Annotated in this window: 13 protein-coding genes; 8 read left to right on the top strand and 5 right to left on the bottom strand. The window is 34.9% G+C overall.

Annotated features, from left to right (window positions below):
* Position 1 precedes the first annotated feature (1 nt).
* Together BUB95_RS09715 and BUB95_RS09710 are read left to right on the top strand one after the other, a co-directional pair.
* Positions 2-1,636 carry a M1 family metallopeptidase gene (locus BUB95_RS09715; protein ID WP_073085947.1) on the top strand — a complete coding sequence of 545 codons (1,635 nt, stop codon included), beginning with the start codon at positions 2-4 and terminating at the stop codon, positions 1,634-1,636.
* 1 nt (position 1,637) lies between these two features.
* A complete protein-coding gene (locus BUB95_RS09710) occupies positions 1,638-2,210 on the top strand; it encodes a YdeI/OmpD-associated family protein (RefSeq protein WP_073085945.1) in 573 nt (190 codons plus the stop codon).
* Here BUB95_RS09710 and BUB95_RS09705 read toward each other — a convergent pair whose 3' ends face one another.
* Together BUB95_RS09705 and BUB95_RS09700 are read right to left on the bottom strand one after the other, a co-directional pair.
* Positions 2,211-2,939: a LytR/AlgR family response regulator transcription factor gene (locus tag BUB95_RS09705; RefSeq protein WP_073085943.1), complete on the bottom strand. Its 729-nt coding sequence runs from the start codon at positions 2,937-2,939 to the stop codon at positions 2,211-2,213.
* On the bottom strand, positions 2,936-3,982 hold the full coding sequence (locus tag BUB95_RS09700) for a sensor histidine kinase (RefSeq protein ID WP_234969255.1): 1,047 nt from the start codon (positions 3,980-3,982) through the stop codon (positions 2,936-2,938). The genes BUB95_RS09705 and BUB95_RS09700 overlap by 4 nt, the downstream gene beginning before the upstream one ends.
* Positions 3,983-4,169: 187 nt before the next feature.
* Between BUB95_RS09700 and BUB95_RS09695 the strand changes: the two genes are divergently transcribed.
* From BUB95_RS09695 to BUB95_RS09675, 5 genes are all read left to right on the top strand, one after another.
* Positions 4,170-6,569, top strand: coding sequence for an outer membrane beta-barrel family protein (locus tag BUB95_RS09695; RefSeq protein WP_073085939.1), 2,400 nt, complete (start codon positions 4,170-4,172; stop codon positions 6,567-6,569).
* Between the two features lie 19 nt (positions 6,570-6,588).
* Positions 6,589-7,236: a hypothetical protein gene (locus tag BUB95_RS09690; protein WP_143185586.1), complete on the top strand. Its 648-nt coding sequence runs from the start codon at positions 6,589-6,591 to the stop codon at positions 7,234-7,236.
* Between the two features lie 14 nt (positions 7,237-7,250).
* Positions 7,251-7,853, top strand: a complete 603-nt coding sequence (locus BUB95_RS09685) for a hypothetical protein (RefSeq protein ID WP_073085936.1) — start codon at positions 7,251-7,253, stop codon at positions 7,851-7,853.
* Between the two features lie 80 nt (positions 7,854-7,933).
* A complete protein-coding gene (locus BUB95_RS09680; RefSeq protein ID WP_073085934.1) occupies positions 7,934-8,611 on the top strand; it encodes a hypothetical protein in 678 nt (225 codons plus the stop codon).
* Positions 8,612-8,622: 11 nt separating this feature from the next.
* Positions 8,623-9,981, top strand: coding sequence for an alpha/beta hydrolase family protein (locus tag BUB95_RS09675; protein ID WP_073085932.1), 1,359 nt, complete (start codon positions 8,623-8,625; stop codon positions 9,979-9,981).
* Positions 9,982-9,987: 6 nt separating this feature from the next.
* Here the strand turns inward: BUB95_RS09675 and BUB95_RS09670 are convergent, their stop codons facing one another.
* A complete protein-coding gene (locus BUB95_RS09670) occupies positions 9,988-11,451 on the bottom strand; it encodes a MoxR family ATPase (RefSeq protein WP_073085930.1) in 1,464 nt (487 codons plus the stop codon).
* 102 nt (positions 11,452-11,553) lie between these two features.
* Positions 11,554-12,696 (bottom strand): vWA domain-containing protein, encoded by a 1,143-nt coding sequence (locus BUB95_RS09665; protein ID WP_073085928.1) that lies wholly within the window; start codon positions 12,694-12,696, stop codon positions 11,554-11,556.
* Positions 12,697-12,810: 114 nt separating this feature from the next.
* On the opposite strand from BUB95_RS09665, the gene BUB95_RS09660 reads away from it, so the two are divergent.
* Complete coding sequence (locus tag BUB95_RS09660) at positions 12,811-16,017, top strand: VPS10 domain-containing protein (RefSeq protein WP_073085926.1); 3,207 nt, start codon at positions 12,811-12,813, stop codon at positions 16,015-16,017.
* A gap of 76 nt (positions 16,018-16,093) precedes the next feature.
* Here BUB95_RS09660 and BUB95_RS09655 read toward each other — a convergent pair whose 3' ends face one another.
* A complete protein-coding gene (locus tag BUB95_RS09655) occupies positions 16,094-16,771 on the bottom strand; it encodes a Crp/Fnr family transcriptional regulator (protein ID WP_073085924.1) in 678 nt (225 codons plus the stop codon).
* Positions 16,772-16,840 lie beyond the last annotated feature (69 nt).

Below are 16,840 nucleotides of genomic sequence, written 5' to 3'. Positions count from 1 at the left end.
AATGAAAAAAATTCTACTTGCATTACTAATTATCATCCCGTGCCTAAGTACATCTCAAGGTTTGTTATCTAAAAAAGAAACGTTTACGCGACAAGATACTTTGCGTGGCAGCATTACACCAGAACGTGCATGGTGGGATTTAACATATTATCACCTCGATGTTGAAGTGAAGCCTGAAGAGAAATTCATTTCAGGAAAAAACACTATAAACTATCGTGTTTTAAAGGCTAAACCAGAGCTTCAAATCGATTTACAAGCGCCAATGAAAATCACGAAAGTGATTCAGGATGGTGATGAATTAGAGTTTAGAACTGAGGGAAACGCTCATTTTATTAAAGTTGAAAGTGAACAACCTGTTGGTGCTATAAAATCCATAACAATCTATTACGAAGGCTATCCTCGCGAAGCTAAACGTGCTCCTTGGGATGGCGGATTTTCTTGGAAAAAAGATGCTAACGGTAAGCACTTTATCGCAACATCTAACCAAGGTTTGGGCGCCAGTGTTTGGTGGCCAAACAAAGACCATATGTACGACGAAGTCGATAGCATGCTTATTAGTGTGACCAATCCAAAAGGCTTAACAAACGTCTCGAACGGTCGACTGAGAAAACTTGAAGATTTAGGCAATAAAGTAAAATCTCACTGGTTTGTCAATAACCCAATTAATAATTACGGTGTAAATATTAATATTGGTGACTATGTTAATTCTTCTGAAACCTATCAAGGTGAAAAAGGCGAATTAGATATGGATTATTGGGTGTTAAAGGATAATCTTGAAAAAGCAAAAGAGCACTTTAAAGACGCACCAAAAATGATGAAAGCTTTCGAACATTGGTTTGGTCCTTATCCATTTTATGAAGATAGTTTTAAACTCGTAGAAGTCCCATATCTTGGTATGGAGCATCAGAGCTCTGTAACTTATGGTAATCAATACAAAAAAGGTTATCTAGGCAACGATTTATCTGGTACAGGTTGGGGATTAAAATTCGATTTTATTATCATTCACGAAGCGGGTCACGAGTGGTTTGCAAATAACATCACCTACAAAGATGCGGCAGATATGTGGATTCACGAAGGGTTTACAGCCTATTCCGAAAATTTGTTTTTAGATTATTATTATGGAAAAGAAGCTTCAGCAGATTACGTCATCGGTACGCGAGCTAATATTAGAAATGACAGGCCTGTAATTGGTCAGTATAATGTAAACAACGAAGGCTCTGGAGACATGTATTACAAAGGCGCAAATATGTTGCATACCTTAAGACAGCTTATTGAAGATGACGAAAAATGGCGAGAAATTCTACGAGGCTTAAATAAAGAGTTTTATCATCAAACCGTAACTACTGCACAAATTGAAAGCTACATTAGTAACAAAACAAAGAAAGATTTATCCGCCTTTTTTAATCAATATCTCAGAGATACACGCATTCCTACTTTAGAATATTTAATTGAAGACAATCAACTAAAATATAGGTATGTCAATATTGTAAAGGATTTTGATATGCCTATTGAAGTTAAAATTGACGGTAAAACACAATGGCTATTCCCAAATTCTGAATGGAAAACCATGGCTATTGAGAATGATGATTTTATAGTCGATAGAGACTACTACATAAATGTGAGTAAAGTAAAATAGAATGAAGTTTCCAGAGCTCTATTTTCAACGTGATGTAGAATGGTACGATTGGCTCCTCGCTAATCATACTAAGGAAAAAGCGGTTTATCTGGTATTTTACAAACTAGAAACCAAAATACCAACCATGCGTTGGGAAGAAGCTGTAAAAGTGGCTTTATGTTTTGGGTGGATAGATTCTACGGTAAAGAGTTTAGGAAACGGTAAGCGTATCCAATATTTTACACAACGTAATCCTAAAAGTTCTTGGAGTGCACTTAATAAAAAGTATATCGAAGAATTAGAAGCCGCAGGATTAATCCAAGAGGCAGGTTATAAAATGATTGACCTTGCCAAACAAACAGGAACTTGGACGGCGATGGATGATGTTGAAAATGATGTTATACCAGATAATCTTCAACAAGCGTTTGATAAAAATCCACAAGCATTCGAAAACTACCAAAACTTCTCCAAAGGCTACAGAAAAAGTTATCTGTCTTGGTTAAATAGTGCTAAACGCGAAGACACCAAACAAAAAAGAATTGCAGAAATTATAAGACTCTGCGAGGCTAATATTAAAAGTAGGAATGCTTGGTAGCTAAAACATAAGCTTTTTTATATTCTCCATATAACCTCTACTTACCCTAACAACATCTCCATTTTTCATGGTCACATCGTAACTTTTTGTATACTTATTTAGCTCTTTTACCGCATTGAGATTAATAATTGATGAACGGTGAATTCTTATAAAAATAGATTCATTCAATTTTTCTTCTAGCGTAGAAATTCCATAATTACTGACATAAGTTTTTGCTTCAGTAACTAACTTCGAATAATCTCCGTAGGCTTCAATTCTAATTACATCTTCAACTGCAATTGTCACCAATTTGTTTTGGCTCTGGACCAAAATACGTTCAGGATATTTTGGTGTATCCATCAATAAACTTTCTGCTAATGGTCTGGCCTTATTCACTTGTACATTTTCTTTTAATTTGTCTACAGCTATCTTAAAACGTTCTTTGGTGTAAGGTTTTAAGAGGTAATCTACGGCATGAACTTCAAAGGCTTTAAGCGCATATTGGTCGTAAGCGGTTGAGAAAATAATTTGAGGTAACTCTTCTAAATGCGTGAGTACATCAAACCCTGTCATTCCTGGCATTTGAATATCTAAAAACACCAAATCGGGTTTAAACTCATTAATAATTTTTACAGCATCAACGCCATTATTGGCTTCACCAAGAAGAATTAATTCTGGGTAGTCTTCTAGGTATTGCTTTATCAACTGACGTCCCGCAGACTCGTCATCAATTATAACTACCTTTTTCATAGAGTAAAGCTAATTTTTAAGCCTTTTGGACTATTATCGCTAAGATTTAAAGTCGTCTGATACATTTTTTCTAAACGCAATTTGGTATTGGTTAACCCTATGCCTTTATCAAAAACCGATAATTTATTTTCAATTCCAATGCCAGTATCTGCAATTTCAAAATGTAATTTATCTTCTTTTTTAAATATTGAAATAGAAATCTCTCCGCCTTCGATTAAAGAAGATAGGCCATGCTTAACTGAATTTTCAACCAAGGGTTGAAGCAGCATTGGTGGAACCATCTCATCTAATAAATTCTCCTTTACATTAATACTAACTTTTAAGCGTTCTTGGAATCGTTCTTTTTCTAAATCGAGATATTTATTAACAAACTCTAATTCTTCTCTCAACGGAACTTTTTCGACTTTCGATGCCTTTAGCTGATAACGAAACAAATCTGAAAGCTCTGCAATCAGGTGTCTTGTTTTTTCATTTTCTGGCGGTACTGATGCACTTATGGTATTAAATATATTGTATAAAAAATGTGGATTTAATTGTGCTTTTAATGCTGATAGTTCGCTTTTTAAAGCGACTGTTTTTAACTCGCCTTCAACCTTTAATTTTTGCTGATTTTCCTTGAAATAACGGTATGCAAAGAAACAACCAAACTGAATCATCATAAATAATGTTGGGATATACCAATCCCAAACTGCACCTGCACCACCCAAATGCCATATATCAATGCTATCTAAAAAAATATATCTAGACTCTCTAATAAAATATACGACAATTGGTATAAGAACTGCAACAACACTTATTTGAACTATTTTTTTTCTATTTTTTAAAAGATAAACACCTAAAAACCAGATAAAAATAGAGGCAATAAAGTAGAAAACATACTGCATGCCTGCCATGTACCAATAATCTCGAAGTTTTGCCCAACCCCAGAATCCTTCTGATTCATAATTATTTGCGCTATACCATAACACTATACGATATAAGATTGAAAAGAATAAGTAAAATCCAAAGATGATTCCTAATTCTTTTAATTTAATATTCTTCATAACTGTATTCATATGACTCAAATATAATGTAAGTCTAATCATTAATTAAACAAATAAAGACGAGTTGACCCATAGCCCGATGAATGGACTTGGCCACTCATCACTCTATTTTCCTACTTATCGGTTTAGGCGTGTATAGACTAAGTTAATGCTTCAAATTTGTTTCAGAAATTAAAAACAAACTATTATGAAGTCTTTTATTCTCCTACTCCTAAGCTTAGTATTTGGAGTGACATGGTCACAAAACACAATAACCGGTAAGATTGTTACAGAAAACAAACAATCCGTTCAAGCTGCAATTATTTCGCTTTTAGATGTTCAAACCAATGGATTTATTAAAGGAGAACTCTCTAATGAAAAAGGCGAATTTTTATTTAAATCTATTGAGAATGGTAGTTACTATTTACTTATAACAAGTTTGGGATTAAAAGACTACAAATCGGAGCCTTTTGATTTAGAAAATACTAACAAAACTTTTGAGCAAATAGTAATGCAAGATGATTCTGAAGCTTTAGAAGAAGTAACTATTGTTGCGGAAAGGCCAATGATACAAGTACAAGCAGATAAAACTGTTTTTAACGTTGCTAACACCGTTAATGCTATTGGCGATAATGGATTTGAACTATTACGAAAAGCCCCAGGAATAATTATAGACAACTCAGATAGTATCATTGTAGAAGGAAAAGCAGGTGTGTTATTCTACATTGATGATAGACCATCAGTTCTAAGAGGTCAGGATTTAGTTAACTTTTTAAAGACGCTTCAGGCTAGCGACATAGACAATATTGAAATTATAACACAACCGTCTTCGCGTTACGATGCCGAAGGTAATGCTGGAATTATCAATATAAAATTAAAACGAGATAAAAGCTTAGGAACCAATGGCAGCATTGCATCTGGACTCACGGTTGGAGATTATGCGAGATATAACAACTCTATATCTTTTAATAATAGAAACAAAAGGACAAGTTTATATGGTACGTATAGTAACAATTTTGGTAAGAGTACAGGTTTTATAAACCTTAACCGAACTCAAAACAATATTAACTTCGATGCGCGGTCAAATAGTGTTTTTGATAACAATAGTAATAACCTAAGATTGGGGTTTGATTACTATGCAAATGACAAATCTACATTTGGTATCATAGCCACTGGAAACTTTAACAACTCGTCATCTGAGACAGATTCGAGAACGCCTATCCGACCAGTTTCACAGCAAAATCCTGATGAAGTGTTAATCTCAGGAAGTGATTCCGATAATAAAACCACAAATATTTTTACTAACCTCAATTACCGATTCAAAGACACCCTTGGACACTCTTTAAATGTTGATTTAGATTATGGAAAATACAATAGCGAACGTTTTAATTTACAACCCAACCGCTATTTTAATGGAGATGAAACGCAAGTAATCAGTGAAAACATTGTGTTTTTTGATACACCTATTGATATCTCTATCGTTTCTGGACAGGCAGATTACAAACAAAACTTCCTTAAAGGTGTTTTAAGTGCTGGTTTTAAATACTCCAAAGTATATACAGAAAATAGCTTTGATGCCTTTGATAGAACTAACGGTGCAAATGATTTAGATGAATCTCAGTCTAATGATTTTGATTATGACGAGCAAATCTATGCCGCCTATTTTAACTACAATAGAAAATTTGAAAAACTAAATATTCAAATTGGTCTACGAATGGAGAATACAGTTTCTGACGGACAACTAACAAGTCTTCAAGCCAATCAAAACAATCGTGTAGAACGCAACTACACGAATTGGTTTCCTAGCGGCGGAATAACGTATCAAGTTAATAGAAAAAACACTTTATCTCTAAACTATAGTAAGCGCATTCAGCGTCCTAATTATCAAAGTTTAAATCCTTTTCAGTACAGAATCGATGAGCTATCTTTTAGACAAGGGAATCCGTTTCTACAGCCTCAATATACAGATAACTTAAAATTATCACACACATACAATTACAGACTAACCACCTCAATCAGCTATACATTTGTTAGTGATTTCTTTGCTCAGATTACTGAAGCAGGACCAAACAATACCAACTTCATTATCCAAAGAAATGTAGCCAATCAAAAAATAATAAACCTTGGTGTATCGTATCCCACAAAGTTTAATGATTGGTGGAATGTATATATAAGTCTCAACGCTTACCGTAGTATTTATGAAGCAACGAATCCAGATTTTGTAGAGACACAACAAAATACATTAAGTCTTTATGCGCAAAATACATTTAAGATTTCAAAAGGGCTTACTGCAGAAATTTCAGGTTGGTTTAACTCGCCATCTGTTTGGGGCGGAACTTATGAAACAGAGAGCTTAGGCGCACTAAACATTGCTTTCCAAAAACGATTTTTAGATGATAAACTCACTGCCAGATTAGCCTTTAACGATATCTTATTTACATCACCATGGCGAGGGACTACACAATTTGGAGACCTATTTATTGATGGTAATGGTGGTAACGATAGTAGACAAGTACGCTTTAATCTCACTTACAATTTTGGTAGGGATGAGATTAAAAAAGCTCAAAAAAGAAAAACAGGAATTGAAGACGAAAAAAACAGAATATAACAACTGAAAAATAAAAATTATGAAAACAAGAAACACAATGAAAGTATTAGCAAGCATAGCGTTATTAATGCTTATGAACTTAACATTTGGACAAAACGACTATCTAAAAATCACAAAAAGTGATAAAGAAAATGACTTTATCAAATATCCACCTGGCTCCAGATTTGAGCTTACAGACACAAATAATAATATTGTTTACAGCGACAAATCATCAGAAAAAGAATTTATCATAAATCAAACCTATAAACTCACTGTCTATCCTACTTATAAAAACACCAGTAATATTTATTATTTGAGTGAAGGAAAAATTGAAATAAAAAGTAATGCTGAGTATTTCAAAGCTATAAAAGAGCATAGTACCAGAAAGAAAAACAAACAAGATTATGGTTATTATGAATATGATAAAAGCAATTTTACAAATGGGTTAACAATGAAAAAGACACTACATAAATCCAGTAGCAATCCAAAAATTTACAACGCTACTTTTGAGTTTAATAATGGAATAACTATGACTTATATAGATGGTGAGATGACTGCCGAACAAAACGGAGAACCTTTAAAAATTGAAGGTAATTATATCATCTATACAAAATCTGGAGTGATAAAGCTAAGCTACAGACCAACAAATGGAGAAACATGGTGGTTTTTTAAAACCTACAAGAATTAAAAAAAATAGAAATTATGAAAACTAAAAAAACAAAACTCACAACATTAGTATTATGCTTATTTATCAGTATTGCTGGATACTCGCAAACCACTTATTTGAAGATTACAAAATCTAACGAAGCAAATGATTACGAAATGTATCCACCAGGTACAAAATTTGAATTAAAAAATGAACATGGCTACATTATTTTCAAAAATAGTGATGACCCTGGTGAAATAGATATTGACGGTAATTATACACTTTACGTTTATCCTTCATGGAAAGACTCAGCGGATGTTTTTAAGCTAAAAGAAGGACGCGTAGAAAAAGTATTAACCTCTAGCTATAAAGAAAAACATTCCGATGAATATTCAATAAAAAGTAATGGTGTCACAGCCGACTATTCTGTTACAGACTCTAGAGAAATAGAAGGTAAAAAAAATCTAAAATTTGAACTTAGTAACGGGATTACATTTATATACGAAGACCTTAAGTACAGAGCCTATCTTAATGATGAAAATAATTACATCCGTATACAAGGAAAATATTTAATTGAGTCCGAAATCGGTACTTTAAAATTAAGCTTTAATCCTAGCAATGGAGTTGTATGGTGGGTTTTTGAACCAAAGAAAAAATAATACTAATTTTAATTTAACTCATCCATAAGTAGAAATTATGTGTACATTAGAATAGTAATAATCATTAAAATTCACCATCCATGAAACGGCAATTTATTCTTCTACTAGTCTTTGCATTAGTTTTAAACTCTTGTAAAGACTCTAAAAAGGAAGTGCAAAAATTAGATACAGAAGACCAACAAACCATAAAAAAACAATTAGCAAAAGTAACAGAAGAAAACTTTGACATAAGGAATGATTCATTGATTTTTAAATCTGCAACTATTGAGAATTTTGATAAAGATGGTAATTCAATTGATGTGTATTGGATTGGTAAAAAACGTGATACCGTTCTAAGGTTCTACAGAAAATATGATTATAATATGAAACTTATTGGTGCTGAGTATTATGAAGAAGATGATATTGAGCCGAGCCGAGATACGGTCTACACAGATATGGAAGGGAATCGTGTAGAAGCATCTTTAAACACTGATAACCAAATACGATGGAAATCCACAATTCATCAAGATGTAAATGGAAATGATGTATTGATGGCCTACTCAAATGGTAAGGGAGAATACCGAGGCTTTGATAGTTTGTATTATGATAATAAGAATAGAGTAATAAAAGGCTTCTATGAAAACTCAAAAGGGAAACGCTACAGTACAAAAACATATAGGTATCTTAAAACCGACGATTATGATAACTGGATTGAACGTCATATGCTTAAAAACGATACTTTAAGTCAAAAACAATTGAGAACCTTAGTTTATTATTAATAGAAAATACTATGAAAAAAATTCTACTACTTTTTTTAATAATACTGCCATTACAAATTAGTTCACAACAAAGTAAAGAGATTGAAGATGCTTTAATTGGGTATTGGGAAGGTGCATTTATTAAAAACAATGCTTATCAAAAAATAGATATAAAGTTTAGAAAAAGTGGAGATAAGATTTTTGGACTACAAATTATGGAAGAATGGCATCCTAGTTATGGTGAATTTGAAGTTCCTGTAAAAATTGATTCTTTAAATCTTATTTCTTTTGGAACTGGCTATGGTAAAGCAGAATTAAAACTAGATAAGAACAACTTAGAACTCGTTGGCGCTATGGATGGAATCAATCCTACAGTTTATTTGCATTTTAAAAAGACTGCTAATCCTCCAAAAAATTACAATGTTGAGGAAATAAAATTCGATTCTGGAACTGTAAAACTTAATGGTCATCTACACATACCTAAGATAAAAAAGCATAAAACAGCGATTGTCTTAGTAAGTGGCCGTGGGTGTTACAGTGAAGAAACTCAGTTTAATCTTTATGCAAAAGTTTTAAGAGAATATGGCATTACCGTTTTGGCATATCAAAAGCGTGGCACAGGTAAATCAACTGGTGATTGCTCAAAAGCTACCATAAAGGATTTAGCAGATGATTTGATTGAGGCTAAGAGATTTTTAAGTAAGCATCCTAATGACTACAAACACATTGGTGTTTTAGGAACCAGTGCTGGAGGTTGGACTATGGTAAAAGCAGAGGAATCTACTAACTTTGATTTTATGATTAGTATCGTAGGACCTTCGACATCCGTTAAAGACCAACAATTCCAATCGATGAAATACGGACATGAATTTTATGGTTTAAGTAATTCAGCCTTAAAAAGCTTATCAAGATATACAGAGCTTATGTTTTCTGCTAAAAACTCTAAAAAGGATTACGAAGAAATGCAAGAGCTATTGAAAGTTTCGGAAACGGAAAATTGGAAACAACTCCTAGACGATACGGATATTCCAACTTCAGCCAAAGAGATAAAAAACTTATGGGTAAGACGTCATAATTTTAATCCAAAAAATATCTTAAAATCTTACAAAAAACCTTTTTTAGGAATTTATGGAGAGCGAGATTGGATTGTCCCTGCAAAAGAGAACATAGAATCCCTTCAAGATTACTTTTCTGGCAGAACAAATTTACTTACTACTATAGAGGCATACGATGCTGAGCATGGAATGGAAATGCGAGCACGTCAGATAAAATTAGATAATACCCTCAACTTCTTAGGTGGCAATCATAGCTATTGGCACTTTTACAGAATCTCTCCAAGTGTAAAAATTGAAATGATAGACTTTTTAAAAAAACACAATTTTATAGATTAGCAATTATCATAACCCATTAATAAAACTACCATAAGGATCTTGAAACTGTAGACCTTCTGAATAGCGATATTTACTTAACTTCTTGAACTGCGTTAAACCCCAAAGAATAAATTCTTTTTCAAAATAGACATCACGATTATCTATATCTGGTTGGTAATCTGCCAAAAGTGCATCTAATGGTTTTACCTCATCAAGCTTAGATTTATAGGTTGTATCATTATCATCATCTAAAAGCTCAAAACCATCCGAATTAAAGAACCAAGAAATTAAATCGTCATAAGGTGTTTCTTCATCCTGTTTCTGTAGCTTTTCTACCTTAGGGAAATATCGCGGAAATAATGTTTTAATAGCATTATCTAACAAAGCATTGGCCACAAAATCTGCACCTTCTTGCTCACCTTCATATACCAATTCTACCTTTCCTGTTATGGCTGGGATAATTCCTATAAAATCTGATAATCTTACGGCTGTATTGGTATCACCATTTATTAAGGCACGACGTTCAGCGGTACTTAATAAATTCTCAAAAGCAGTAATACTCATTCTCGCACTCACACCACTTTTTACGTCCACATATTCGCTCTCTCGAGCTTCAAAACTAATCTGTTCTAATAAATCTTTTGCCAAATCTGGAATATGAATTGCTTCCGACTGACGGTCATCCAATCGCGCTTCTTGTGCAGTGATGGTCCTTGCCGTATCGACATTATCTGGGTAATGGGTTAAAATTTGACTTCCAATCCTATCCTTCAGAGGTGTTACAATACTACCACGATTGGTATAATCTTCAGGATTTGCTGTAAAAACAAACTGCATATCTAAAGGTAAACGCAATTTAAATCCTCTAATTTGAATATCACCTTCTTGCAGAATATTAAATAATGCAACCTGAATACGCGCTTGCAAATCTGGTAACTCGTTAATTACAAAAATGCAACGGTTAGCTCTCGGAATCATCCCGTAATGAATCACTCTATCATCAGCATAACTTAATTTTAAATTGGCCGCTTTTATGGGGTCAACATCACCAATAATATCTGCTACCGTAACATCTGGCGTTGCTAATTTCTCTGCAAAACGTTCGTTTCTATGTAACCAAGTGATTGGTGTATCATCTCCTTTTTCTGCGATTAATTCTGTAGCAAATCTTGAAATGGGTTGTGATGGGTCGTCATTAATTTCAGAACCTTCAACTACCGGAATATACTCATCTAGCAGATTTACCATCATTCGCGCTAAGCGTGTTTTGGCTTGTCCTCGTAATCCTAGTAAATTGATATTGTGTCTTGATAAAATCGCTCGTTCTAACTCAGGAATCACCGTATTTTCGTAACCGTGAATACCTTCGAACGTGGTGACCTTATGCTTTATGTTTTCAATTAAATTATCACGTAATTCATCTTTAATAGATTTCGATTGATAACCGGACTGTTTTAATTCGCCTAGTGTTTTAATTTGTTCTAGTTTCATATATTTTTTTCAATTGATACATCTCGACTGCGCTCGATGTGACAGCATTATTATTTTAGTATTAGTATTTATTCTTCCCCTTTGGGGAAGCTAGATGGGGCTTTAACCCTTAATTCTTTTCTTTCTATTATTCTCGTAATCCTCAAAAATCATTTCACCTAAACCTTTCAATCCTGTATAGAATGCTTTACCACGATTGGCTTGTGTAAACTCTCTAACAAACTGCATTAAATATGGGTCTTCAGCAATCATAAATGTGGTAATTGGTATGTGCAAACGTCTCGCCTGCTGAGCCATAGCATAACATTTGTTTGTAATGTATGGGTCGAGACCATTAGAATTTTTATAATACTGACCATCTGGTAAGCGCAAACAACTTGGTTTACCATCAGTAATCATAAAAATCTGTTTGTTGGTGTTTCGTTTTCTGCGCAACATATCCATCGCCAATTGCAATCCTGCAACAGTATTAGTATGATAAGGCCCAACTTTAAGATAGGGTAAATCTTTAATTTTTATCGGCCAAGCATCATTCCCGAAAACCAATATTTCTATAGAGTCTTTTGGGTAGCGCGTTGTGATTAATTCCGACAATGCCATGGCCACTTTTTTGGCAGGTGTGATGCGGTCTTCGCCATACAAAATCATGCTGTGGCTAATATCTATCATTAACACCGTACTCATTTGGCTTTTGTGTAATGTTTCTTCAACTACCAAATCGTCTTCAGTTAAACTGAAGTCGCCAAGACCATTATTAATTTGAGCATTTCGTAAACTTTCGGTCATCGATACTTTTTCTAGAGCATCACCAAATTGGTAGGCTCGAAATTCGCCAGTATGCTCATCTCCTATGCCAACGCCTTTGCTTTTGTGGTTTCCTGCGCCGCTTCGTTTTATTTTTCCAAAAATGTGGTCTAAAGCTTGCTGACGTATCGCACGCTCGGTCTTTGCTGTAATTGCAAATTTACCTTTGCCATCACCTTCACCGTCGCCTTCGCCCGTTGGGTCTATTTCTTCACTTATATACCCTTTATTTTTAAGGTCTTCAATAAAATCATCAATAGTGTAATCTGGTGTGGTTAGCTCGTACTCTTTATCGAGTTGACGCAACCAATCAATAGCTTCATCAAAATCACCAGAGGTATAAGTAATGAGCTCCTTGAAAATTTCAAAAAGCTTCTCAAAAGGTGACTGATTTGGTGCTTCGTAAGTCTTAAATACAAAACCTGATTTTCTTGTTTTCATAGCAGTATAAAAATACCGCTTTTTCAACTCCTAACGAAAGCATTAACATCTCTTTTGGAAATCCTTCGATAGTTTTCATTAATTTTAGGCTTTACGCAAACTAACCTAAATAAAATGAAACAATTTTTCTCTGTTGTTATGCTGTTTTGCATGACACTCCTTTCTGCACAAGATTTTTCTATGGACATGGTAAAGAACATGAAACCAAGAAATATTGGACCTGGCGGCATGTCTGGTCGTGTAACAGCCATTGATGTTGTAAACAGCAACCCCGATGTTATGTACGTCGGTACAGCTTCTGGTGGTCTATGGAAATCGACTTCTGGCGGCATAAAATGGGAACCTATTTTCGATAAAGAATTAACAGCTTCAATCGGAGCAGTAGAAATTCAGCAATCTAACCCAAGTGTCATTTGGGTTGGTACAGGAGAAGGTAATCCGCGTAACTCACTTAATGGCGGTTACGGTGTTTACAAATCCCTCGATGGTGGAAAAACATGGATGTCTATGGGATTAGAAAAAACCCGTCATATCCACAGAATAATTGTAGACCCAACAAATCCTGATGTAGTCTATGTTGGCGCTATTGGTTCGCCTTGGGGCGAGCATCCAGAGCGCGGTGTTTTTAAAACGACTGATGGCGGAAAAACGTGGAATAAAATCCTTTTTGCCAATAACAAAACTGGTGTTGCCGATATGGTGATGGACCCAACTAACCCAAATAAATTATTTGTGGCTATGTGGGAGCATAAGCGTGACCCATGGTTTTTTAATTCTGGTGGAAAAGGCTCAGGATTGCATATGACGCATGATGGCGGAAAAACTTGGAAAAAATTAACCGATGAAGATGGATTACCAAAAGGAGATTTAGGTCGTATTGGTATCGCCATTGCACCTAACAAACCTAACATCGTTTATGCCTTAGTTGAAGCAAAAAAGAATGCGCTATACAAAAGTGAAGATGGTGGCTTTAGCTGGAAAATGATTAACAATAAAAGTGATATCGGTAACCGACCATTCTATTATTCTGAAATCTATGTGGACCCACAAAATGAAAACCGCGTTTATTCTGTGTTTACTTATGTGAATGTTTCTGAAGATGGTGGAAAAAACTTCAATCAATTGATGCCAGCTTATGGCGTAAGCAATGGTGTACATCCAGACCACCATGCGTGGTGGATTCATCCAGAAGACGGAAGTTTTATGATTGACGGTAACGATGGTGGAATGAATATTACCAAAGATGGCGGAAAATCTTGGCGTTTTATTGGCAATTTACCTGTAGCTCAATTCTATCATATTAATGTAGATAACGAATATCCTTACAATGTTTACGGCGGAATGCAAGATAACGGTTCGTGGCGAGGTCCAGCTTATGTCTGGCGCGCACAAGGCATTAGAAATAGCTACTGGCAAGAAATTAGTTTTGGCGATGGTTTTGATGTAGTACCAGACAGAGACGATAGCCGTTACGGATGGTCAATGAGTCAGCAAGGTTTTGTAAGTCGTTACGATTGGAAAACAGGAAATAATTATGGTGTTCGACCAACACATCCCGATGCTGATGTGCGTTTAAGATTCAACTGGAATTCAGCCATAAATATCGACCCTTTTGACAATAGCACCATTTACTTCGGAAGTCAGTTTGTGCACAAATCGACAGATAAAGGCGAAACTTGGACCGTCATTTCTCCAGATTTATCGACTAACGACCCAGAAAAACAAAAGCAATCCGAAAGTGGTGGATTAACCATGGATGCAACTGGTGCAGAAAATCACTGTACTATTTTAGTGATTGAGCCATCACCAGTAGAGAAAGATATGATTTGGGCAGGAACAGACGATGGGCGTGTACACTACACCACAAATGGTGGAGAAACTTGGAACGAAGTTACTAATAACATTAAAGGTTTACCAAAAGGAAGTTGGGTTGCGCAAATAAAAGCGTCTAATAAAAATAAAGGCGAAGCACTGATAATCGCCAACGATTATAGACGTTTTAATTACACACCTTATGCCTATAGAACTAAAAATTATGGTAAAACTTGGGAGCGTATTGTAGATGAAAATAATGTGCAAAGTTACACACTAGCCATTGTTGAAGATTTAGAAGAACCAAACTTAATGTTCCTAGGCACAGATGATGGTTTGTATGTATCCATAAACGCAGGCGCAAAATGGACCAAATGGACAAACGGTTTCCCTACAACTTCTGTAAAAGATTTAGTAATCCATCCACGTGAGCACGATTTAGTGATTGGTACTTTTGGTCGCGCCGCTTGGGTTTTAGATGATATTAGACCGTTAAGAGAAATAGCGAAAAATTCATCGACATTATCTTCAAATATTAAATTATTTAATCCGCCAACGGCATATCAAGCAGCTTACCAACAACCAACAGGAAGTCGTTTTGGTGCAGATGCCATGTATCATGGCGAAAATAGACCTGGCGGAGCACGATTTGCTTATATGTTTAATAAAAAGGAATTGCCAAAGAAAGAGAAAAAAGAAAAAAGTGATGAGACCCTGAAACAAGTTCAGGGTGACGACAAAAATGTCGTTAAGTGGGATTCGCTTCAATTAAAAATTTACGATGGTACACGATTAATAAGAACTTTAAAACAAAAAGCACCAAAAGAAAACGGGTTACAACATTGGACGTGGTACATGGACGAAGCTGGCGTAGACAGACCATCTAGACGTATCAGAAAATCGACAAGAGAACCAAGCGGTGTTTCCGTAAAACCAGGAACTTACAAAGCGGTGTTACATTATGGTGACCAAACTTCTGAGACTACGATTGCTGTAGAATCTGACCCAAGGCTAAATGTATCTCAGAAAAACATCGACGAGGTCTATTCTGCTGCGAAAGAGTTAGAAAATATATCGCAAACGCTTGCTGATGCTTCAAAACAACTGGTTGAAAGTAAAGATATTGCTTCAAAATACCAGTCGGAATTAAAAAAGCTAGACAAAGAAGCCTATAAAGCTCAGATAGAAGCTTCCGATTCTGTTGTAAAGTCTATAGATAATCTTCTCGATAAATTCTTTGGTAAAGAAGATAAGCGTCAAGGTATAACAAGAAATCCTGAGGTTACTGCGTTACAACGCTTACGTACCGCTACAGGATATATTTACGGAAGTCAAACAGGGTTAACATCGACCGAAACAATACTGTTAAAACATGCGAAAGATGCTGTAAAAGAATTACTAAGTGAAACCAATGCATTTTTCAATAACCAATGGAAGAACTATGAAGCAGAAATGAAAATGCTTCAGACCAATCCATTCAAAGAAACCAAAACTTTTGGGATTGATTAAATAGATATTGATATTAAATTTAAAAAGCCGATAATGTACAGTTATCGGCTTTTATATTTCATGACTTTTAATACCTTTACTCAACCCATTTAAGAGCGTTAGCATCTTCTATTTTTATACGCTTTCCAGAAGTACTAATCAACCCTTCCTTTTTAAATTGTGACAAAATTCTAATCGCAGATTCCGTAGCAGTACCCACAATACTTGCATAATCTTCTCGAGATAAAACAATGGTTAAATAACCATCTTCATCCGTACCAAAACCATCATGGATATAGAGTAAAGCCTCAGCCATTCTTTTCTTAACAGGTTTTTGCGCCATATTTACTATAGAATGTTCGGACTCTTTTAAGTCTTCCGTCATCTTTTGCAAAACATCTAGCGTAAAATTTGGATTTTTTTGAAGGTCAGCCAGAATCTCAGCCTTTGGTATAAAACACATCTCCATTTCGGTAAGTGCCGTTGCTGTTAAGCTAGAAGACTCGTTGGTAACTAACGAACGCTTACCTAAAAGTCCGCCTTTAACTATGAGTTTAACCACTTGGTCTTTTCCGTTTTCACTAAGCTTTGTGAGTTTGCATACCCCGTCTTTCACACAGTAGACACCGTTAATAGTATCACCTTCTTCAAAAATAACACGTCCTTTGTTAAAAGTTTTACCTGTTTTGCAAGCCGAAACCCGCATTAACTCGTCTCTAGTCAAAGCTTTTAAAGAATTAAATTCTTTAACAATACATGACTCACATTTACCCATACCTATTGATTAAGTGATTACTCAAAAATAATAATTAATATGATTTTTATCATATTTTTAACAGTAATC

This window comes from Winogradskyella jejuensis (assembly GCF_900129745.1).
In the GTDB taxonomy this organism is placed as follows: Bacteria; Bacteroidota; Bacteroidia; order Flavobacteriales; family Flavobacteriaceae; genus Winogradskyella; species Winogradskyella jejuensis.
Note: the sequence above shows the minus strand (reverse complement) of the source record. Positions and strands in the feature narration are given on the sequence as shown.